This window comes from Pantoea sp. DY-17 (assembly GCF_019795975.1).
Lineage (GTDB): Bacteria > Pseudomonadota > Gammaproteobacteria > Enterobacterales > Enterobacteriaceae > Pantoea > Pantoea leporis.
The window spans coordinates 455216-478676 of sequence record NZ_JAIMIG010000004.1; the positions used below are offsets into that span (position 1 = coordinate 455216).

At 52.0% G+C, this 23461-nt stretch carries 15 protein-coding genes; 3 read left to right on the forward strand and 12 right to left on the reverse strand.

Features of this window, described 5'->3' with window-relative positions:
* Positions 1–230: 230 nt before the first annotated feature.
* The 5 genes from K5Y33_RS18915 to K5Y33_RS18935 form a co-directional block, all read right to left on the reverse strand.
* Positions 231–1529, reverse strand: a complete 1299-nt coding sequence (locus K5Y33_RS18915; RefSeq protein ID WP_222234902.1) for a site-specific integrase — start codon at positions 1527–1529, stop codon at positions 231–233.
* A 343-nt stretch (positions 1530–1872) separates the two neighbouring features.
* Positions 1873–2577, reverse strand: coding sequence for an MgtC/SapB family protein (locus K5Y33_RS18920; protein WP_110867369.1), 705 nt, complete (start codon positions 2575–2577; stop codon positions 1873–1875).
* Positions 2578–2918: 341 nt separating this feature from the next.
* The gene (locus K5Y33_RS18925) at positions 2919–4802 is read right to left on the reverse strand and encodes a TolC family protein (protein ID WP_222234903.1); all 1884 of its coding nucleotides are present in this window, start codon (positions 4800–4802) and stop codon (positions 2919–2921) included.
* Positions 4803–4807: 5 nt separating this feature from the next.
* Positions 4808–6049, reverse strand: coding sequence for an HlyD family type I secretion periplasmic adaptor subunit (locus tag K5Y33_RS18930; protein ID WP_137386563.1), 1242 nt, complete (start codon positions 6047–6049; stop codon positions 4808–4810).
* On the reverse strand, positions 6046–8346 hold the full coding sequence (locus K5Y33_RS18935; RefSeq protein ID WP_222234904.1) for a type I secretion system permease/ATPase: 2301 nt from the start codon (positions 8344–8346) through the stop codon (positions 6046–6048). Before K5Y33_RS18935 ends, K5Y33_RS18930 begins: the two co-directional genes overlap by 4 nt.
* Before the next feature lie 267 nt (positions 8347–8613).
* Here K5Y33_RS18935 and ddlA point away from each other — a divergent pair, with 267 nt between their 5' ends.
* Positions 8614–9708: a D-alanine--D-alanine ligase gene (gene ddlA / locus K5Y33_RS18940; RefSeq protein WP_222234905.1), complete on the forward strand. Its 1095-nt coding sequence runs from the start codon at positions 8614–8616 to the stop codon at positions 9706–9708.
* Between the two features lie 16 nt (positions 9709–9724).
* On the opposite strand, the gene K5Y33_RS18945 is transcribed toward ddlA, so the two are convergent.
* From K5Y33_RS18945 to K5Y33_RS18955, 3 genes are all read right to left on the reverse strand, one after another.
* On the reverse strand, positions 9725–11149 hold the full coding sequence (locus K5Y33_RS18945; protein ID WP_222234906.1) for a GGDEF domain-containing protein: 1425 nt from the start codon (positions 11147–11149) through the stop codon (positions 9725–9727).
* Positions 11150–11443: 294 nt separating this feature from the next.
* Entirely contained in the window at positions 11444–12919 is a 1476-nt protein-coding gene (locus K5Y33_RS18950) for a SulP family inorganic anion transporter (RefSeq protein ID WP_222234907.1), read from the reverse strand.
* A gap of 682 nt (positions 12920–13601) precedes the next feature.
* On the reverse strand, positions 13602–14411 hold the full coding sequence (locus K5Y33_RS18955) for a 5'-nucleotidase, lipoprotein e(P4) family (protein WP_101762925.1): 810 nt from the start codon (positions 14409–14411) through the stop codon (positions 13602–13604).
* Positions 14412–14520: 109 nt separating this feature from the next.
* Between K5Y33_RS18955 and K5Y33_RS18960 the strand changes: the two genes are divergently transcribed.
* Positions 14521–15240, forward strand: coding sequence for a polyphenol oxidase family protein (locus tag K5Y33_RS18960; protein WP_222185367.1), 720 nt, complete (start codon positions 14521–14523; stop codon positions 15238–15240).
* Positions 15241–15270: 30 nt separating this feature from the next.
* Here the strand turns inward: K5Y33_RS18960 and K5Y33_RS18965 are convergent, their stop codons facing one another.
* The 4 genes from K5Y33_RS18965 to K5Y33_RS18980 form a co-directional block, all read right to left on the reverse strand.
* Positions 15271–16590, reverse strand: coding sequence for a gluconate:H+ symporter (locus tag K5Y33_RS18965; RefSeq protein WP_008103467.1), 1320 nt, complete (start codon positions 16588–16590; stop codon positions 15271–15273).
* A gap of 78 nt (positions 16591–16668) precedes the next feature.
* Positions 16669–17433, reverse strand: a complete 765-nt coding sequence (gene idnO / locus K5Y33_RS18970) for a gluconate 5-dehydrogenase (protein ID WP_137386569.1) — start codon at positions 17431–17433, stop codon at positions 16669–16671.
* Positions 17434–17442: 9 nt separating this feature from the next.
* Entirely contained in the window at positions 17443–18474 is a 1032-nt protein-coding gene (gene idnD, locus K5Y33_RS18975) for an L-idonate 5-dehydrogenase (protein ID WP_110867381.1), read from the reverse strand.
* 170 nt (positions 18475–18644) lie between these two features.
* Positions 18645–19346, reverse strand: a complete 702-nt coding sequence (locus tag K5Y33_RS18980; protein ID WP_101762921.1) for a response regulator transcription factor — start codon at positions 19344–19346, stop codon at positions 18645–18647.
* 481 nt (positions 19347–19827) lie between these two features.
* Between K5Y33_RS18980 and K5Y33_RS18985 the strand changes: the two genes are divergently transcribed.
* Entirely contained in the window at positions 19828–23460 is a 3633-nt protein-coding gene (locus K5Y33_RS18985) for an ATP-binding protein (RefSeq protein WP_222234908.1), read from the forward strand.
* The last annotated feature ends 1 nt before the right edge of the window (position 23461 follow it).

Below are 23461 nucleotides of genomic sequence, written 5' to 3' on the forward strand. Positions count from 1 at the left end.
ATTAAGCTGCTGAAAATTTTATTTCCTGATAAGTTACATCTTTACCTACCATTAACTCATATAAAAGCCATGACAATCACACCTCTTATAATCAAGGTGCGATAGCCACTAAAAAAGCATTTAGAATAACATCAAACCCTAATGTAACATATTGATTTTATGATATCTTTCAGGATATCCTTATAATTACTCATCCTTCCTTACTCTTAATTTTAAATAAATGGCCCCAGTTAGCCAAATAAACTCACAACGTTGCTGGTGGCTTTCTCAACCTTGCTCACCCGCCTTTCCCATAACTTCAGCGCCTTACGCTTCTCGCTAAGATAATCATAACGGTCATAATGCTTCGAGCTGACATCCTGTAATGCATGGTTTTGAATACGGTCGCGCAGCTCTTTCGAGACACCGATTTCGCCCATCAACGTTTTGCAGGTCCGCCGTAAATCTCTCGCAACAAACACCGGATTGTCAGGAAAATGCTCGCGATAATAGATGATGGCTTGAGCAAAGCTGTCAGTTCGTAGATGCTTACTCGCGTCCAGCCGCTGCGGGAAGATAAACGGACTATCGTTAACGTTTTCCACCTTCAGCCTTTCCAGAATATAGACCGCTGAATCAGTTAACGGCACCAGATGGCCGCGCTTGTTCTTTGAGACGTCAGCAACTATCAACAGTGTTTTCTCTTCCCAGTTCACGGCATCCCATCGACTGGAAGCCAGTTCATGCGGGCGCTGACCACCAGCGTAAACACATAAATTAAGCAGCAAGTTCACCGTGCTGCCAACGCTTGGCGTTTTGGGAAAGTCACCCATCAACTGTTGCAGCTCATTCAACTTCAGCCAGTTGGTTCCCGCTTTCTCTGCAGCCGACTGCTTAGGGATGACGCTCACCGGGTTCATCTCAAGTCCAAACATCACATTCTGCTGGTGGTTGGCAGGGTCGTTGTCTGCTTTAAGCCCGTAGTTGAACGCTGCCATCAGATAAGAGCGCACTCGGTTCGCTTCAACGCTCGCACCGCGCTGAATAATGGCAGACAAAATCTGTTTGATATGAAGCGGCGTGACTTCGTTAGCTTTGGTGTCTTTGGCGATAAAGGAATATGTTTCCTTCTCAAGGCGGTACAGCACCTGCTGCCATGTCCGCTTTCCATCTTCCCGCATTTTGTTGGTGTAGCCCTGAATAAGCTGCTTGATGCTGCCCTTTAACTGTTCGGCACGCTTTTGCTTTTCCAGCGCGATTTCCTGTTCAGCCTTTTCGACCTTAGGGTTCTTCCCTGCCTTCAGCGTACCGGCATAACCTTTAGCAAGCTGACGAGCCTGGGCTAAAGACATCTCAGGACAACGACCCAGCTGAATGAAGTGGCGCTTAGCATCCCAGTAGTATCGGTAGTAGAAAACCCGCTGCCCGGATGGCTCAACTTTAACGCCCAGACGCCCTGCTCCTCGCTCACCACTTTTGTCCCATACCTGATAAGCCGAGTCGCGAGCTTTAAGACCGCGCACCATTGAATCCGTTAGATTGTCTGCCAAGAGGAAGTCCTTACGAGAAATTTATTACCGTTTTCTGGGTGATGTAGCAGGTGACGTAAGGATGATACTGAAAGCAAATACCTGGAACAACATGAAACGAAGACACAAACATAAATTACTGATTTATATTATTTAAAATGTAGATATTATTAAAGATGGAAAATGATGAAACAAGCTATTCATATGACTCATAATCGCTTGGTCGCTGGTTCAAACCCAGCAGGGGCCACCAAATTTTCCTAGTTATTTCGTGCATTTAAGCCACCTTTTTCAAGGTGGCTTTTTTGTTTGTCATTCACAGTGGCGATCAAATGGCGATACGTTTTCTAAGCGATTCTAAATATCAATCACGCTCCAACTCATTCACCTGCCACCGCACCGAACTTACGCCCTTTTCCAGACTGATGCGACTCACCAGGCTTTCCAGCTGATCGGTTAAAGTGGGATTGCCAATCACTTCAGCATTCACCTCCATGCGATGCGGCGGATCCAAATCCTCACTGTGCAGTGATTGCAGGCGCAATCCGCTGCCGCCCAGCGTGTGCAGCATTAGGCTGCGAACCTGAACCTCATCCTGCGCGAGGCAGATGATTTGTACTTTGTAGTGTTGCATCGCTTCGGCTGCTGAGACGATGGTTTGGCGGTTGATACCCAAAGCCAGTTCACGCAGCAGTATATTCGCGCACAGGATCACCATGCAGCCGAGGGCCGCCTCCAGCAGCAATCCCATGCTGCACAGCACGCCAATGGCGGCGGTGCACCACAAGGTGGCGGCGGTATTCAATCCGCGGATGTTCAAGCCATCGCGCATGATCACTCCGCCGCCGAGGAAACCGATACCGGAAACCACATAAGCCGCAACGCGTGACGCATCCGTAGCGATGCCGGGCACGCTTTGTGTCATCAGAACGAAGAGACAAGCGCCGGTGCTCACCAGCGCATTGGTGCGTAATCCGGTCATACGTTGACGTAGTTGGCGCTCACTGCCGATCAGCGCACCCAAAACCAGCGCGACGGTGACGCGCAGTAAAAAGATTTTCCAATCCATGATAGACCTCAATCCGCAGCTTTCTGTTTGCGGAACAAAAGATTAATAAATGGATTACAGACAGTGCGAATACCGCTGGGAACCAGCCGCATTGTGCTTATGAAAAGGGGTGATTCTGGAAGGAAATTCACCGTCTTAACGCGCAGTTAAGACAGCGTGAAGGCTATCTTACCGCGAGGTCCTGCTGTAATCGTTTGGGACTTGTGTCCAATGCCGTTCTCCTCTTGGGTAAAAATTCGCCGCGATTCTAAAGTGACTTACGCAGCATTGCCAACTCAAATAGCCCGTTCGTTTACGTTGGGTTAAAACAAAAAACCCGCCGAAGCGGGTGTATGGAATTGTTATCGCCCCGTCGTTAGCCAACGACTTAGCGTGCCCGAGTTAGCATATCCGCTGATAATGGCGGCATAGCTATCGAAACGGTTGCTGACTTCACTGACCTGGTTGTTGTACAGATCGCTTTCTGCGCTCAATACATCCAGCAATGAACGGCGGCCTAAGTGATACCACTGATCAAAGAAGTCCTTACGAATCCGATCGGATTCCACAATCAGGTTTTTATACAGCACGGCGCGTTCCGCTGTTGAGTGTGCATTCTGGTTGGCAGCACGCACACGATTTTCCAGATCGCGGCGTTGCTCCTGCACCTGCTGACGACTCGCTTCGGCACGTTTAATCGCCGCAATTTCCTGGGCGTTGGTTGAACCGCCGCGGAATAAGCCCCAGCTAACGTTCAGGCCGGTTTGCCATGCCTGTTGGCGTCCGAGCTGATCTTCACGGGTGTTTTTGCTTACCGTCCAGTTGAGCTTTGGCAGGCCAGAAGCTTTGATTGCCTCCGCCTCTTTAAAGGCTGCTCGCTCCTCAGCGCTGGCGCGCAAGATCAGAGGATGGACATCCAAACTCGTCAGTTGGCGGTTTAAATCACCAAAGGAAAGCGCCCACTTATCGCTGGCTGGTAACGTCACGCGGTTGTTGCCCATCAGGCGATTCAGAGTGATTTCAACATCCCGCGCGCGAGACTCGGCATTTTCCAGGTAGCTTTGCGCTTGCAGTAAGCGCCCTTTTGCCTGCGTCAGTTCACTGCGACGTCCAGTATCTGACTGAACAATACCGCTGAGCATTTTGGTCAGCTCTGCCATACGCGCCAAATACTGCTTACTGATGGCGATGACGTGCTGCTGTTTATTCCACTCAATCAAGGCGTTACTTACCTGCATCGCCAAATCTTCTCGCTGTGCCTGCACCGACTGTAAGGCTGACTTAACGCGCTCTTCGCGACTTTCAATGGTGCGACTGGTTTGGCCAAAGTCGATTAGATTAGTCGCTACTGAAACACCTAAAGACGGCATATTCCCCTGGTATTCATAATTTTTAGTTCCACCACCAAACTCTTTGGTTGCCGAAGCGGCGCTTACATCAACTTGTGGCCAGCGCTGGCCTTTCGCTTCATCTACGCTGGCTTCAGCCGCATCACCCTGAGCGATATAGGACTTCAGCGCCGGGCTGATTCGCCAGGTGATACGCGCAGCTGAGAGAAACTTTTGCCGTATTTCACTCTCGGCAACTGTTTCATTAACTCCGCCGCTTAACGTAACGGGTGAAGTCGTTTCTGCCGCTGTAGTCGCTGCTGGAGGGCTAACATAACTAAAATCTGCCTTAGCGCTTTCAGCTGGAGCATAGGTTTTCGTTGCTGCAGCCTGCTGCTGACCCACATTTCGCGACGATTGCATCGGGTTAAACGGCTGTGGTTCAGGGCGACGCTGATCCTCCGTCAGGAAACCTCCGCCCTGAATTTCAGCATGCTGGCTGGTTTTCGCGCTGATCTGTGCAGGACGTTCGGCGGCTTCGCGCTGGTGCGGCGCTTCTGCTATTGGGGCCGGTACGATTGGCGCAACTGGCGGCTGAACCCGCGGAGTAATCGCGACCTCCGGTATCTGTCTTTCAACAAACAGCGGCGCTGGCGCAGTGAACGTTGGTTGCGCAACCTTTGCCGCAGGTGTCGTTGGAGCAGATGCAGGCGCCGTAGAACCTTGCAAACGTTGCGTTCGCACCGGCGCTGCCGCAGGAGCGACAGGACGCTGGCCGCTCATTTCCGCAAACATCATCAACTCACTGGTGGAATCCGCCATCACGTTAACCGCGGGCGCCATCACAACGGCAATACAAACGGCAAGCAGAGAGAGATGACGCGCCTGTGCATGGCGCATCTTGTTATTATTTTTCATGATTATTAACGCTCGCGGAATGCTTCTTTAGCTTTCAGGACCGGCTTCAGCAGGTAATCGAGAATGGTTTTCTCACCCGTGCGCACCTCGACGGTAGCGATCATGCCGGGAATGATCGGCAGATCTTTGTTACCTGCGTGCAGCGTGCTTTTATCCGTCAGGATCAGTACGCGATAGTAGGTATCATCCGGGCGTCCACTGGCGGCTTTCTGATCGTCTTTTAAGGTATCCGGACTGATATACTCCACGTGCCCATCAAGCCCGCCGTAAATGGCAAAGTCATAGGCGGTGATTTTCACCTTGGCCGGTAAGCCTGGACGTAGGAAGGCGACATCCGACGGACGGATTTTTCCCTCCACCAGCAACTGCTCTTCCAGCGGAACGATTTCGAGAATATGCTCACCCGGCTGAATAACCCCGCCAATGGTGTTAACGCGTACGTTTTTCACCGTGCCGCGCACCGGTGCGACGATCGTGGTACGATCAACAATATCGGCACGACCAATCAGGTTTTCGCTAACCTGGCTCAGTTCTAATTCCAGACGTCCCAGCTCGGTGTGGGCATCTGATTGATAGCGGTTACGACGTTCGACGATTTGCGCCTGAATGTCATTGGCCTGACGCTGCATACGCAGCAGTTCGACTTCTGACAAGAGACCTTTGGCCGCTAACGGCTCAGCCAGATGAATCTCGCGCATCGAAAGTGCGTAACTGCGTTGCAATGAGTTGATGCTGTCACTTAGCGCACGTTTGCGCGATTCATAAGCTTTAGTTTCCTGCGCCACAACGGCGGGATCGCTCTGTACCTGCTCATCAAACGCCAGTGGCAATGAATAAGCTTCAGCACGTAAGCGTGCAATGCTGCCCTTCAGACCCACCACTTTACTCAGTACTTCGCGATAGCTGGATTGCGCACGCGTTGGGTCAATTTTCAGTAACACATCACCGCGATCTACAACCGTACCTTCACGCACATTCATCTCTGCCAGAATGCCGCCTTCCAGGCTTTGAATAACCTGCTCACGGCTGCGTGAGATGACCTTGCCATCGCCTTTAGTGATCTCTTCGACTCGTGCGTAATTGGCCCAGGTAAGGCCACCAACTAACACCGCAATGATGATCCACATCACTAGCTTGGAACCCGGCGTGGTCTGCGACAGCAGAGAAGCCTGCACGTCATTCATAAATTCGGCATCAGCAGCGGACATACCTTTCTCGCTCTTACGCCATGACATTAACTTGCTCATACTGCGGCCTCCTCTGCTGCTGCTTGCGTCGGCGCTGAATCGTTAGCGGGAGCTGGCGCACGTACCGCCGGTTCAACCGCCTGACGCGGCTGTTTGCGGGCTTTATTTTTTCCTTCTAAAGCGGCAAGCACCTGATCTTTCGGGCCATCCGCCACCACTTTGCCTTCTTCCACCACGATGATGCGATCGACCAATGCCAGAATGGATGGACGATGCGTCACCACAATCAGCGTGTGTCCTTCACTGGCGCGACGTAAATGCGCGAGGAATTGGTTTTCCGTCATGCTATCCATGGCGCTGGTTGGCTCATCCATCAGCAGCACTTTAGGACGGGTGAGCAGCGTTCGCGCCAGAGAAACCAGCTGACGCTGACCGCCAGACAAGCCTTCGCCGCCCTCGCCAACCGTTAAATTGATACCACTTGGATGGCGTGCCGCAACGTGGTCCAAACCGGTCAGATTCAGCACGCGCAGCAGCTCATTGGCGGTGGCGTCCGGGCGCCCAATCATTACGTTTTCGCGCAGCGTGCCGTAGAACAGACGCGCATCCTGACCGACAAAGCCAACAGCCTTGCGCCAGTCCGCCGGATCAATCTGGTTAACATCCAGACCATCGGCCGAAAGCTGACCTTTCACCGGTTGGTAAAGGCGCGCCATCACACGTAATAAGGTGGATTTGCCGCTACCGATGCGGCCAAGAATCGCGACGCGTTCCCCGGCTTTAATGCTCAACGAGATATCTTTAAGGATCTCCGGGTTGGGCTTCATTGGCGGTGCCGGATAGGAGAAGTTGACGTTGGTCAGCGTGATCTCACCACTCAACGGCGGATCGGTGAGATAGGTTTTGCTGCTGTCACGATCAATAGGCATCTCCATCAGCTTGTTGAGTGACGTTAGCGCCGCTTTTGCCTGCTGATAACGTACAGCCAGGCCAATAACCTGACCGAGCGGGCCAGTCGCGCGGCTGGCAAGCATCACGGTGGCGATCATCGCACCCATGGTGAACGTGCCTTCATTGATCAGATAAACACCGGCCACCACCAACATCACCGTCTGAAACTGCTGCAGGAACGTCACCACGCCGGTTGCCAGCGTTGAGTAGCGTTTTGATTTCATCGAGTTAGCGGATTGCAGTGCGCTGAAATTTTCCCAGCGACGCTGCATGTGTGCTTCACCGCCCACCGCTTTCAGCGTTTCCATACCTTCAACCGACTCAATCAGTACACCTTGCTTGAGTGAGGCGTCGCGCAGATTCTCTTTCATGATGCGCGCCAGCGGCCACTGGATCGCGGCACTGACGATGATGATCAATGGGATCATCATCAGTGGAATGATCGCCAGCGGACCGCTGATAAAGAAGATCACACCCACAAACATCAGAATGAAGGGCAGATCGGAAATCGCCGCCAGCGTGGCAGATGCCACGAAGTCACGTACCGATTCATACTCACGAATCTGGTTGGCGAAGGTACCGGAGGAAGCGGGTTTGTGTTCCATCTGGATAGAAAGTGCCTGACGGAACAGCATACTGCCGAGCACTAAATCGGCCTTTTTACCAGCCATATCCAGCAGATGCGCGCGTACGAAGCGGGTAACGGCTTCGAAGATCATCGCAATGGTCACGCCAATCGCCAGTGACCACAGTGTCACGAATGCCTGGTTCGGCACCACACGGTCATAGACGTTCATGGTGAAGAAGATGCTGGAAAGACCGAGAACGTTGATCAATACCGCCGCAATCGCGGCACTGCGGTAATAGCGGCGATAGCGCCACAGTGTGGTGAACAGCCAATGGCCTTTGACTTCCGGCAGCATTTCACTGGCACGCTCATCGACCACAGCAGTGGGTTTCGCCATGACGGCGAAGCCCGCGTAGATCTCATTCAGCTCGGCCAGATTCATCTCAACGGCTGAAGCGCTGACTTCTGGCATCACCAGCTGGAAGCGCAATTCGCGTTGATTTTCCTCATTAGTGTGAATGCGGCGCGACAGCACAATGCAACCGCCGCCCCCTTTGCGCAGCAGAATCATCGGCATCAACTGCTCCGGCAGATCCTGCAGACGACGCTCAACCATGCCGCCGGTAATGCCGGCGTTTTCGAGCGCTGTCATGGCCTGTGATGGTGAGAGCAATGTCGCTTTTGGCAAACCTGCCACCAGCGCTTCTTCACTTTTCTCGCGTTTGTAGTGTTTGCAGATCCAAGCCACGCTTTTTAACAGCGTGTCATCTACCGTGGTTTCAATACGAGCAACAGAACGCGCATCCTGCTCCACAGCATCCTGCTTCTGGTCGACCATTTCCCGACTCCTGTAAACCTGACAAAAAAACGGTGAGCACATTGCCCACCGTTGCACCTGTTTGAATTGGGAAAATTCTGACAGAAGGCAGGTTTTGAGCAGTCCAAGACTTGTCTCAAACGGTTAGGAATAATTGTTTAAACTCGTGATTGCAGGCACGGAGGCGGGCTTTTTGCACTGCCTGGCGCAGAAAAATGCAAGGCTGTTGATGCTCGTCCTGGGCGTGTTATCTTACTGGCTCGCTTTATCGCAATCGGACAAATAGCAATGGTAAAACAGCGCGTAGGGATCGTGTTTGGCGGCAAATCGGCCGAGCATGAAGTGTCATTACAATCGGCCAAAAACATCCTCGAAGCCATCGATAAGAGCAAGTACGAGGTGGTGTTGCTGGGAATTGATAAACAGGGTGAATGGCATCTCAATGATGCTTCGGGATTCTTGCTCAACGCAGAGAACCCGAAGCTGATTGCGCTTAATCGTTCAGGTGAAAATGTCGCGCTGGTTCCGGGCAGTTCTTCCCAGCAGCTGATTACCCGTCAGCAGGCGCAGCCGTTGTCACAGCTGGATGTCATTTTTCCCATCGTGCACGGCACGCTGGGTGAAGATGGCTCGCTACAGGGCTTATTGCGTATGGCGAATCTGCCGTTTGTCGGCTCTGACGTGCTCGGGTCTGCCGTCAGCATGGACAAAGATTTTACCAAGCGGCTGCTGCGTGATGCCGGACTGAACGTTGCACCCTGGCTGAGCGTGACGCAGGCACAGCGCGCGAACATTGATGCTGAGGCCGTGATTGCACGCTTTGGCCTGCCGCTGTTTATCAAACCGGCTAACCAGGGATCGTCCGTTGGCGTGAGCAAAGTCGAGAGCCCTGAAGCGTTCGATGCCGCGCTGGATCTCGCCTTTACGTTTGATCGCAAGGTCTTGATCGAGCAAGGGATTAAGGGGCGCGAGATTGAATGTGCCGTGCTGGGCAACGATACGCCAGAAGCCAGCCCGTGCGGCGAAGTGGTGGTGCATGATGCCTTCTACTCATACGACACCAAATACATCAGCGAAAGCGGTGCGCAAGTGGTGGTGCCAGCGGCAATCAGCGATGAAGCCAGCGAGGCAATTCGTCAGGTGGCAATTACTGCGTTTCAAGCGCTGGAGTGTTTTGGCATGGCGCGTGTTGACGTGTTCCTGACGGAAAGCGGCGAGATCATTGTCAATGAAGTGAATACCTTGCCGGGTTTTACCAATATCAGCATGTATCCGAAGTTATGGCAGGCAGCGGGTTTGAGCTACAGCGATCTGATTTCCCGTCTGATTGAGCTGGCTCAGCAGCGTCACCAGCAAACCAGCCAACTGAAAAGTAGCGTTTGAATCGCCATGACGTGGCTCAGGCCACGTCATTCATCATGCTGCGCGGCTCCATCGCCGGTGAGGTTTGATTACGGCCATTGCGTTTGGAAAGATAAAGATTCTTATCCGCCGCTGACACTAAGCGATTGATCACGCTTGGCCATTCACGTTCGTTCTGCGCACTGCCGCGCGCCAGACCTAAACTGGCAGTTACCGTCACCGTGTTGCCCTGAATCCAGAACTTCTCTTTGACCATCGCCTGACGTACCGTTTCGGCGAGTTGGTAAAGCTGGCTATGGCTACAATCGAACATCACCATCACAAACTCTTCGCCACCAAAGCGACACACCATGCCACGATTGCCAATCACGCGCTGAATGCGCCGCGCAATCTCTTCCAGCACGCAATCACCGGCATCGTGGCCAAAATTGTCGTTAATGGCTTTGAAATAGTCGACATCAAGCATAATAACGCCTGCTTCCCGTTGTAGCGAGAAAGGTTCATTTCTTAAGCTTTCATACAGACCGGAACGGGACAGCAACTGGGTGAGAAAATCAAAATTAGCGCGGAGTGCAAGGCGATGATTTAACTGGCGGATCGCATCCATGCTCACCGCCACCAGCAGCGGGCTGAGCGCAACGGTGGCGACGCCAAGCCGTGCCGAGGTGAGATGGCTAATCGGTAGCAGTGCATCGTCTCCCTGGATGTTCATCACACCATGCGACACCAGCACAATCTCCGTGATACCGGTTATCAGGATCACTAAACTAGTCAATGGAATCGGTAACACAATGGCGCACCAGATCAGCGCAGGAACCGGGAATGTCAGGCTACCGGCCCCGCCAATTAGTGCCCCAACAGTCAGCGATAGAATCACCGCCGCCAGCGGCAGCAATTTGCCAGGATGCAGCAAGGTGCGCGGTGCAACCGTTCGCAACGGGCGTGCCAGCATCACCGGCAGCAGCATCAGCGAAGTAGAGAACTGTTCGCTGAACCAGTCGCTCCACGCCACAATAAAGCGCGCATTGAAATCAATATCCTGTGCCCACGCGCCCCAGGTTGCACAAGCCGCCGCGCCAAGAAAACAGGCGGGAAAAATGCGCATGGCATTGAACACCTGGCTGTGGGCGGAAGGACGTTGCAGATGTTTGATCAGCATGCTGACCGCGACGAGAATAAACAGAATGTTGGCAAAATTGACGGTAAACGCTGGCAGCGCCCAGCCGGAAAATACCGTGTCGTTAAAAATCATCGCACTGAAGCACACCAGATAGCTGGAGGTAGTGTGCAAAAACGGATTCCGCACTATTAATCCCGCCACCAGCGCATTCACCGGCCAGAATAGTGAGAACTCTTCGGGGATGCGTAAATGGCTGCCGATAAAGCAGAAAAACAGCGTAATGAAGAACAGCGTGAGGGCATTCTTTTTAAAATTATTCTCTTCAAACAGCATAACGCGCATACGTCTGAACCCTGTAACCTGGAAAGTGCCGGCATCAACCCTAAGCATCTGCAAGCATTAAACCGGAAATACCCGTGCGATGATTCGGTAATTAAGCAAGTGTTCGTCATCCTACTCTGCGGCTGGACGGCGCTCACCTGCCATAAAAAGCAGCGACGCGCCAAATGGCATTGTGGAAACGCCAGAGACAAAGGATAAAACTTGTGGCAATTATGCCCTGTAAATAAAAAAATCGGCTATCCGAGATATCCGATTTTTTAGTTTTAAAGCGGTTGTTCCAGCACAGACTTATGGCTATTTCACCGCAACAGGCCATTGACTCAGACGAATGCCACGTTTACGTGCGTTTTCACCAAAGTCTTTTAGCACCGCTTTAACGTCGGGATCCATATATTGGGCATTGCCGTGCTCAGCAATCACCACGCTGTTTTCCGGGATCTCTGCCAGCAATCCCTGCAGCTTTGGATTGTGCATAAAGGTCAGATTTTGCTGCAGGCGTAAAACGTAGTGATCGTCATGTCGCGTAAGCTGCAAGGCGTTGCGATGGCTTTTATAGATGCTGTAGAGGATTTGCGTAGCGATGCCAATTCCGATGCCGGCCAGCATGCCAAACACAATAATGCCGCCGATAGTGGCAAGGAATGGCACATATTGCTGCGGTCCCATGCGCATCTGCTCAATGAACAGGCGCGGCGTGGCCAGCTTATAGCCGGTATAAAGCAGCACCGCCGCAAGGCTGGCAAGGGGAATCGCGTTAAGCAGATTACTGAACCACAGGCCGCAGATTAACAGCAGCACACCATGAATCAGAATCGACAGTTTGGTTTGCGCGCCAACGCTGACGTTCACCGAACTGCGCACAATCACTGCAGTAATCGGCATCGCGCCAAGGAAACCGGCGGTCAAGTTACCAATACCCTGCGCAAACATCTCTTTGTTGGGTGAAGGTGCAGGATGTTGCGGACGCAGTTTCTTCAGCGCTTCCTGGCTGAGCAGCGTTTCAAGGCTCGCGACCAGCGCCAGCGTGATCGCCACCATCCACACTGCAGGATTCTGCCACGCTTGCCAGTCTGGCGTTTCCAGTTCAGCCACCAGCGCCGACATGCTGTCGAACGCGGGCAGCGCGATACGCGGCAAGCCTTCAGCTAACGCTGGAAACAGGCGATCGCCAAACACCGTCGCCGCACAGCCCACCAGCACCGCTACCAGCGGACCGGGCATCCAGCTCAGCACTTTAACTGACTTGATTACTGGCGTGGTCCACAGCCATAAAATAGCCAATCCCACGCCAGCAACCAGCATCGCGCTGCTGGAAAAGTGAAATTCCCCGTTTACCAGCGACAACAGCTCAACATCGCCCGCCGCGCCGAATGCTACCGGAATTTGCTGCATAATCAGTAAAATACCAATCGCCGCCAGCATACCTTTAATCACGCTGCTCGGCACTAAGGCGATAAAACGTCCTGCACGCAGTAAGCCAAACAGGCACTGCAACACACCCGCCAGAATCAGCGCGGTGAGAAAGGCGGAAAAGCTGCCTAGCGTGGCGATCGACGCGACCACAATCGTTACCAATCCCGCCGCCGGACCACTAACCGCAAAACGCGAGGGGCTCAGCGCAGTCACCAGCAACCCACCAATCACGCCGGTGAGCAGACCCGCAAAGGGCGGCAATCCACTCGCCTGCGCGATGCCAAGACAGAGCGGCAGCGCGACCAGAAACACCACCAAACCAGCCGGAATATCCTGACGAAGCGTGCTTAAATTCATGGCGTTGATTCCTCTGCAGATGGCTGAATTAACCGCGCGCGGCGCCGCAAAGCCAGAGTACGATTTATCACTAATAAGGGTTTCAGGGTCATCACAATAATCTTCTCTCAACATTTAAAAAGATCGCTTTCAGGCAGATAGCGACGTCATTAAACGCGGCTATGGAGAACCATTGAGGATGAAAGCAGAACTTCCTCACAAAAATAGTTTATAGACGCTTAAGCATTACCTTGCATCATGAATATTTCTGACGTCGACAAAACGAATCTTTTTGTAAACAAAACTTCAATAAACGTATGAATCAGGTAAGTTTATGCAAGGAGCGGAATGATGAGCAGGATCGATAAAAAGCATTATTAACAATTAAATAAGAGCGATTTTAAATGTGATATTTTCGGTGCAATTACAAAACAATACACGCAAAAATTATATGCCATTTTAGCGACGCTATAATTTAATCCTTATGAGCTGGGAGAATTCCTAATTAAAAAATTTATGATTAGTGCGATTCACTGCCATTCAGCAAATAAGACGAGATATTTCGCTATTCAGTTGCCATGAATTTAGTAAGAGATCAGGAAAACAGTGAGGGGAATAATAGTTACGGAGTTATGTAAATATTGATGGACCTGAAAAGGACATGAATGCGCCTGCCTAAGCAGACGCTATTTTACCTGACGATTTATTTACCGTTCCACGCTTTCATACGCGCTTCACGCACCTGCAGTTGCTGCTCAGGCGTGAGTTTGTTGTAGTTTTCCGCCATGCCACTTTCCCAGTCGCCATACAGCGGGTTCGGTAACACGATAAATTGGGTGCCAAAACGCTGATGATTAAGGCTAACGAACTGCTGACGCTGCGCATTTCCCTGATGCCAGGTTGAACCGCCAAAGTCATTCAGGTTGTCGCCCACATACAGCACCACGTTGTAACCGGCATTCTTCACCGCGTCGAAGCGCTCTTGCTTGTTAGAATTGCCGGTACTCAAGCGCACCGTTTTCTCGCTCACGCCGCTGAAGCCCAGCTTATTTAGGTTCTCCACCGTTGCGGCAAAATCTTTTTGGTCGCGGTTGGAGATATAGAACATAGTGCCGCCGTGGCTGTTGACGTAGTTGGCAAACTCCACTGCGCCCGGAACGGCCGTTGCCTGACGCGCCTGCGTCCACGCTGACCAGGTTTTACCCGAGAAGGGCTGGCCGTTTTTCGCCTGCCACGCGCTGTAGGCGCTGTTATCAATCATCGTTTCATCTAAATCGACGATAACCGCTTTCGGTTTACCCGCCAGCGATGGCGCCTGATCGAAGGCCATGCGCGCGCTGTTAAATGCCTGCCAACTCAATGCCTGATATTCGCCGGATTGCTGGAACCAGTTTACTGCCAGCACCGATTGCTGGCCGAGCTGCTGCTGAGCCTGCTGTTTAGAAGGCTGCGCACAACCGGTTAATGCCAGCGCCATTAAGCCGGATGCCGCCAGCAAGGTGGTTTTCTTCATCATTTCATCCTTAAGTGATTAGGGTCAGTTTTTGTAAAGCTTTAAAAATGTAGCAGTTAACGTAAGCTGTGAGCAGCAGAAAACAGCGGTTTGGTGAGAGGAGACACTTATGGTACAGCACCCCCACAGCGGTCCACGATCAAGACTATTGGATGACTTTTCCTGGCTGGAATACGCCTTTCAGCCGGCTGGCCAGCCCGTTCCGGCAGAGGCGGCTTATGGTCAACAGCGTCACAGCGCCAATGTGTTGCTGGCAAGCCAAAACATCCCGCCTAAACGTTGCGAATCAGATGGCTTGATTGGCGAAGATCATCTGCCGGTCGCGGTGTATACCGCCGACTGTCTGCCGGTGTTATTTGCCGATCCGCAACAACAGCAGGTTGCGGCGGTGCACGCCGGATTAAAAGGCACGCTCGGTGGTGTATTGAACAACGCGATTGATCGTCTGCTAGAGCGCGGCGCCAGCCGTGAAACGCTGCGTGTGGTAATCGGTCCAGCGATCGGGCCGTGCTGCTATGAACTGGGTAACGATCTGGTGACACAGATGCAGGATCGTCACGATCTTCCGCCGTTACCCTACTCCACCCAGCAGCCGCACAACGCACAAGCGATCCGTCCGCAGGCGCGGGCCCAGCAGGATGGAATCTGGTTTGATCTGCCTAACCTAGCGCGAGGCTTGTTGTTACAGCGGGGAGTGGTGGCGGAACATATTGAAGTGCTGAACGTCTGTACCTACTGCATGGCGGAAGCGGGTTCCAGCTATCGCTACAACACCCATTTTGACAGCGGCTATCAGTCACGTTTCTCGTGGATCCGCACGCGCGGTTAAGGGCTTCACATCCTTGTGAAGCTTTATCGATCAGTGAATTATGGCATTGAGCGCCAGTACGCCGGCTAAACCGAGAATTGAGATCAGCGTCTCCATCACCGTCCAGGTTTTCAGGGTTTCCACCACGCTCAGGTTGAAGTAGCCCTTAAATAGCCAGAAGCCGGGATCGTTCACGTGTGAAGCGATCACGCTGCCGGAACCCACCGCCAGTACCATCAAGGCCGGATCGGCATGCGTGGCCGCGATAATTGGCGTCACAATACCGGCGGTGGTGATCGCCGCCACCGTGGCTGAACCCAGCGCCACGCGCAGCATTGCCGCAACCGTCCAGCACATCAGCAGCGGTGACAGTGACGATCCCTTCATCATATCGGCGATGTAGTTACCTACGCCGCTATCCACCAGCACCTGTTTAAATGCACCGCCGCCCGCGATGATAAAGATGATCATGGCGATGGCGGCAATCGACTCGCCGCACATATCCATCACTTCTTCCATCTTACGGCCATTGCGCAGCCCCAACGTCAGCACCGCTATCACCACCGCGATAAACAGCGCCACTGCCGGATTACCGATGAATTCGAAGAACTGACGCAGCGCGTTCTCTTTCGGCGTGGTCAACTCGAAGACGGCGGCAATCGCCATCAGCACCACCGGAATCACTGCGGCAAAAATACTGATGCCGAAGCCTGGCATCTCCTCTTCCGTGAAGATTTTTGGGTTGTAGAGCCCTTCCGGCGGTGACTTCTCAAAGCTTTTAAGGAACTTCGAGAAAACCGGTCCGGCAATAATCACCGTTGGAATGGTGATGATCATGCCGTAGAGCAACGTGGTACCGAGATTGGCGCCAAAGATGGTGGCAATCGCCGTTGGGCCAGGATGCGGCGGCAGGAAGCAGTGAGTGACCGAGAGCGCGGCGACCATCGGCACGCCGACGTACAGCAGCGGCAACCCGGCAGCCGCCACGATAGTGAACACCAGCGGCAGCAACAGCACGAAGCCAACTTCATAGAACATCGCCAGGCCGACGATCAGTCCGGTTACCACCAGCGCCCATTGCAGCCGCTCTTTACCAAAAGCGGCGATCAGCGTGGTAGCCACGCGTTGTGCAGCACCGGTATCGGAAACCAGCCGCCCGAGCATGGCGCCGAAGCCGAGGATCATGGCTAATCCGCCCAGCGTCGAGCCGATACCTTTCTGGATCGAGGCCATTACATTCAGTGGCGTCATGCCTTCGGCAATACCGACCACCGCCGAGACAAATACCAAAGCAATGAAGCCATTGACCTTAAATACAATCATCAACACCAGCAGCAGTATCACACCCAGCACAATGATGGTTATTGGCATTTTTATTATCCTTAGGAATACAGAGGGGTGATTAAGGTTTAGGCGCGGCCCGATGATAATGCCAGCCGCGCCCGGTCATCACACGGCGACGCGCATACCACCGTCAACGAACAGCAGATGCCCGTTAACGAAGTTCGATGCACCGGAAGCGAGGAACACTGCCGCGCCAATCAGCTCTTCCGGTTTGCCCCAGCGAGCGGCTGGCGTGCGCTTGGTTAGCCAGCCGGTAAAGGCAGGATCGTCAGCCAGCGCCTGAGTCATCTCCGTGACGAAATAGCCCGGCGCAATGGCGTTCACCTGAATATTGTGACGCGCCAGCTCCACGCACATGCCGCGCGTCAACATAGTCACCGCGCCTTTGGAGGCCGCGTAAGGCGTGATGGTGTCGCGCCCTAATTCGCTCTGCATCGAACCGATATTGATGATTTTACCCTGCTGACGCTCGACCATTTTTTTCGCCACGGTTTGCGAAACCAGGAATACGGCGGTCTGGTTGACCGCGATAACGTCATTCCAGTCCTGCTCCGGGAATTCAAGGAACGGCCGACGACGCTGGATGCCAGCATTATTCACCAGCACATCAATCGCGCCCCACTCCGCTTCGATCTCATCTACCGCCTGTTTCACCTGCGCCGATTGCGTGACATCAAACGCTTTGGCGTGCGCGCGTAAGCCCAACTCACGCAGCTGCGCCGCGCCCTTCTCTGCGCCTTCGTGCGTGGTGGCGTTGACGATCACTTCAGCACCGGCTTCCGCCAGGCCGCGCGCCAGCAGATATCCAATGCCGCGCGCCGAACCGGTCAGCAGCACACGCTTGCCTTCGAGGGAAAATAACTGGCTCATCACTGCTCCTTAAAAAGTTAACTGGACTTTAGCGGCACGGGTTTTATCGCCGGCAAACTGCAGCGCGGCATCGATATCCTGCAAGGCATACTCACCGCTGAACAGCGGCAACGGGTTTACCACGCCGGTAGCCAGCCATTCGACGGCGGTGTTGAATTCATGAGTAAAGCGGAAGGAACCAACCAGATTAATCTCTTTGGCAATCAGCGCCATGATCGGGAAATTGGGAATGGTGCCGCCCATGCCAACCTGCACCAGCGTACCTTTGGCGCACACCACATCGAGGCAGCGCTGCAGCGAAGAAGGATGGCCGGAGGCTTCAAACGCCACATCGAAATAGCCTTTGTCGGCAAGATAGGGCGCGAAATCGCCGTCGGCGGCATGAATCACCTCGCTTGCGCCCATCTGCTGCGCCATCTCCAGTGAACGCTCGCTGATATCGCTGCACACAATGGAGGCCGCGCCGCGCGCTTTGGCCGCCGCCGCAATCAGGCAGCCAATCGGACCCACGCCTGAGATAAACACGTGCTTACCGGTGAGATCACCTGCCTGCTGCGTGGCGTGAATACACACCGCCAGCGGCTCAGCGAACACCATGACCGTTTCATCAGCATCCTGCGGGAACGGCACGCATTGCGCGCTATCCACCACTTTGTATTGGGTAAAACCGCCGTCAACGTGCGGCACATACATGGCGCTGCCGAAGAAGCGCATGGTGGTGCACTGGTTTTCCTGATCGCGCTGGCAATATTTGCACGCGCCGCAAGGCTTAGAGGGATTTACCGCGACTTTTTGTTGGGGTTTAAGTGCTGGATTGTCGCTCTCCACCACATAACCAATCACTTCGTGGCCCAGGATCATCGGCATTTTGATCTCAAAACTACCGACCTTGCCTTCCTGATAGTAATGCAGATCGGATCCACAAATGCCGCCACGCGTGATACGCACTAGCGTACCTTTGCCGTCCCATTTCACCTGCTGCTGCGCAACGCTGACTTGTTTTTTTCCAGTGATTACGCCGGATTGCGTTTCGATATTCATAACGTCCCCATAAGAGCTGTAGCAATGGGGGCCATCAGACCGGGTTATGCGGCTTAAAACTGTGATGAACATCACCTAAAAACATGTTACGGAAAGCTGTTACCTGGAACGTGAAGTCTGCGATGCCGAAGAGGAAACAGGCGGCCGTAAGTGGCCGCCCGTGAAGAGAATTAATAGCCTGACATCAGGTCGTGGCTGTATTTGAACAGCTCAGAATCCGAACGTAAACCGAGCTTTTTCAGCGCCGATTGTTTCTGCCCGCTCACGGTTTTACGACTGCGCTTAAACTTCACGGCAATTTGTGACACGCTCAAACCATCGAGAAAACAACGCACCACTTCAACTTCACGCGGGCTGAGGGTTTTCACCTTCTCATACATATTGCCTTTGCTGCTGAAATCGAGGCTGTCATCCAGCGACTCTTCGCTCATGACATAGAGATTTTCAACCTCGTAGGCGACTTCTTTAGACAAGAACAAACGTCCCTGCGCCACCTGACGAATCGCATGGGTAATTTCCTGCATATTGTGGCTTTTGCCAATAAAGCCTTTCACGCCTGCACTTAGCACCATTTTGACGATGGCCGGACTCTCCATTGAAGAAGAGATCAGAATTTTTTGCTGGGGATGGTGATTACGCAGTTGCTTCACCAGCGCCAAACCATCCAGTTCACGTTCACCCAGCAGGAAATCCAGTACCAGCACATCGACTACGGTACTTCTCAGCTGATTAAATAATTCATTACTTGAAGCCCAGGTACCCACCAAATGAATATCGGGCTCATGTTTCAAACACAACTCGAAAACGGTACGGACCATGGGGTGATCATCAAGGACAGCCACACGCACTTGTTTATTGTGTGCATATACCATTTGTTTATTCCTTTATTACAGCATTAACTTTGTCCAATTCTGACTGTCACACCCGCTTCAATGAATAAATGGTGTCGATTACAACAGCTGTGAAAAAATAGCCTTCACAACATCAGAATTCTAAATCGATAGCGTCACCCTAATAGCGGTCATTTTTATATACCCCTTTTAGGTTTATATTTTTCCGTGATAGATTCTTACTTTCCTGCTCACGTAAAAGTGGGAAAAGTCTGACTTAACTCCTTAACAAGACCACATAAGAATTGTCTTGAAAGAAAAGGGGTAATCTAACTAACTGAATAAGCTAAGAAATGAACATCATATAGTGACATCGTCATCACCCACTCTCTTTCGCTAAAAATCAAATATTTGAGAATGGTCGCAAAATATTAACAATAAAAGAATAGAGCGAGCGAAAGATAATAATATCTTTATAATCCCTGGTCCTGATAGACATTAATGGATACCTTAAGAAGGCAGCGTGCTAATTAATCTTAATACTTTTCGCTTGTTGGCATTATTTTTTCTGGCTTTAGTTTCATGTTCATTAATAGCATCAGAGAAAAAACTGCAATTACTGGCGCGATATGATGTAGCTCAACCTGCTTTACAACTGGCTGAACCAATCTCTTCGGAGTTTCGTCATCACGTTCTCAAAGTTGCTGTCGCTGGGCAACCACAACCGCCCCTTTTTATGGATGTAGATACGCGACGATTCGAAGGCGTGAGTGCGGATTATCTCTCTCTGATTCAGAATATGCTGGATACCACAATAGAAATCCATTATTACGCCAGCCATAGCGCGGCCCAGGAAGCCGTAACCAGCGGAGAAATGCAACTATTAGCGATCTATGTGGAACCCCCCTCAGTATCAAAGCCGCAAACCTTGATCGCCAGCGACCCCTGGATGCTGGATTATGCAGCGATCGGTTTTAAGTCTGGGCAGAACGCTCCATTAAAAATTGATGAACCCAATCGCATGGCCTGGTCTGGTTCAGCGTTGATGCGTGCACATTTAGAAGAGACTTTTAAGAGCGACCTTTTAGTTCGCTTTCCTGGTTACTACGATGCTGTCGCAGCAACAGTATTTGGCCAAACAGAGCGTGTATGGGGCAATGCCGCCACACTTACGCACCTTAATCGCTTCATGTTCGCAAATGCGCTGGATATAACCAAAGATGACCACGCTATTCCAATGAATTTCAGCTTTGGCATTAGCCCGCGTTATCCACAACTTGCCGAAGCGATTAATTTTTCCTTAACACAAATTCCTCTCTCTATTCGCATGCAGATAGCGAAGCGCTGGCAACTGGATACGTACCATGTGCTGCAGCGTAATCCGCTTGCACTCAAGCATGAAGAGGAGAAATGGCTACAGGCACACCCGCGTATTAACACCGCACTACCGCAAACCCTCGCTCCACTCAGCAGTCGCAACGGAAGCATGTCGTTTCGCGGCATGATCATTGATGTTTTAGATCTGATAGCCAACCAAAGTGGCATTACATTTAATTCAGAAGTTCAGGAAGAAAGTGGACGTAACCAAACCGATAAGCATTTTCCACATCTGTATGCGCTTGAGATGCTTACCCCGGATATGCCACCTCAGTTAATAACCCGCCCATGGCTGGTTTCACACTGGGTCATTATTCGCCATAAACGCCCTCGGAATATTATGGCTCGGGATCCTTTTCCCTTTGGCTCGGCTCTCATGCTGAACAATCGGCAGATGAAGGATTGGATGCTTCTGCATTATCCCCATCTGAACCTCGCCTATATCAACGATCCTTTGCAGGCCTTGCGCGAACTGCAGGCGCATGAAATCGATGCGGTAGTGCTGCCAAAAATTTTTGTGGATTATCTGCTCCACAACCATTATGCAGATGACCTGATTATTGAAACCACGTTGGGTGCAGACCCGGCACGTTTTGTTATGCGTGTTGAACCCGGTAATGAAACGCTGATTAGCATTCTCAATAAAGCCTTGATCGCGATTCCTCCCGAAACCATGTTCAAGTTGCTGGCACATTGGCGTCAGTCAGAGATGCCGTTCCTCAGTGCTTCATGGCAGAGTTACAAACAAGTTATCTTGCTGATCGTGTCCGTCTCGGCCGGATTGATAGCCCTTATTTTGCTGTGGAACCGTCATCTGCGGAAGGTTATTCAGCAGCGTATTCAGGCTGAAAATGCATTGAAAAATCAGCTCAATTTCACTCATACACTCTTCAATGACTCGCCCGTTGCCATGTATATCCGCGATAAACAAACCCGATTAGTGGATTGCAACAATGCCTACCTACGTTTTATGGATTTCCAGCGAGAAGATGTCATCGGTAAACGACTGTCGGACGTTCTCACTGGCAATAACGCCAGCATTCACAGTATTGAAGATGGCTATCAAAAAACCTTACTGGATGGCGAAGCCGTCATGCGCGATATACACATGGATTTTGAACAGCGGACATTCCAGCTTTATCACTGGACGCTGCCGTTTCGCGATCGGCACGGTGATGTCGCAGGTGTTATTGGGGGCTGGCTGGATGTCACTGAACGCAATGCGCTGCTGCAGGAGTTACAGCTCGCCAAAGATGTGGCTGATAAAGCCAACCGCTCCAAAAGTGAATTTCTTGCCAGCATGAGCCATGAAATCCGCACGCCATTGCATGCCATGATTGGCTTACTGGAGCTCGAAACTCGCTTGCAACCGGCTGATTCTCTCTCAGAGAACATCCGTGTTGCGTACCATTCGGCACGCGCGTTGCTGTCATTGATTGGCGATATTCTCGATTTGTCGAAAATCGAGTCCGGCCTTTATCAACCAACGTTAGAAACGGTCTACCTTCCTGATGTTCTCGATCAAGCGGTTACGCTATTCCGTAATAAAGCAGAGATTAAGGGACTTGAACTGCGGGTAGAGATGGATATTGCTGCTTACTGGGTGAAGACAGACCCATTGATGCTGAATCAAATTCTCTCCAACCTATTGAGCAACGCCATTAAGTTTTCCGATTACGGCACTGTCACTGTCGTGCTCATGCAGGGCATTGCGCAGGAGGAGGACGGTTGTGAATTCGTGATCGAAGTTAGCGATCAAGGTTGTGGCATGACGGAAGACCAACAGCACGCCATCTTCGAACCTTTTGTGCAGGTGGGCGATCGCCAGCAGCAGCAAATTGGCACCGGATTAGGATTAAGCATTTGTCGTAATCTGGCGCATTTACTGGATGGTGAGCTGATTGTGGAAAGTGCGCCAGGGGAAGGCGCGGTGTTCTCTTTTTATTTCCGTGCCTTGGCCGGTGAACCGCAGGATCAAACACAGCCTCATTTGTCGCAGCCGCTGATCTCCGACAAGCTCTCCGTGATGATCATCGACGATCACGCACCCAACCGATTACTGCTTGGGAAACAGCTTGAACTGGCCGGCCATCAAGTCATGGTGAGTGAAAGTGCGGCAGAAGCACTGACATTATGGCAGCAGGATCCATTACGTTTCGACCTCATCATCACAGACTGTAATATGCCGGGCATGAACGGCTTTGAGTTCGCTGAAGCGCTGCGTCTATACGAGCATGAGCATCAGTTAACACCGATCATGCTCTTCGGCCTGACTGCATCGGCTGAGCAGCATATTATGCAACGCTGCCTTCAGGCGGGAATGAACGATTGTCTTTTCAAGCCGCTGGATTTAGAGAGCTTACTTGCTCAGGTTGCACGTTGTACCCGGCGCAGCGCCATAAAACCAGAAATCCAGGCCCCGCCGGCAGCGAGTATCTCCTCTTTCCCACAGCTGTTAACACAACTGGCCGAACAGGATAGTGAAGGTTGTCTGGTGTTACTCAACAGCATACGAACCAGCCACGATGAGTTGTTGATATCACTTCAGCAAACCGATGATGCCAGCGCCCTGTCACAGCTGGGTCACAAATTAAAAGGAGGAGCAGCAATGCTAAATGCTCCAACCTTGACTGAACTGGGCCGCAAGTTGGAGAAACACCGCGAGGAAGCCCTCGATCCGCAAGCGTTAATTCAGCAGATTGTCGAGGAAATGAAACGTGTTAATGAGTCCTTGCAAGAATTTGAGAAACATCGCTTGAAAAATCATCAAGATTTATAGA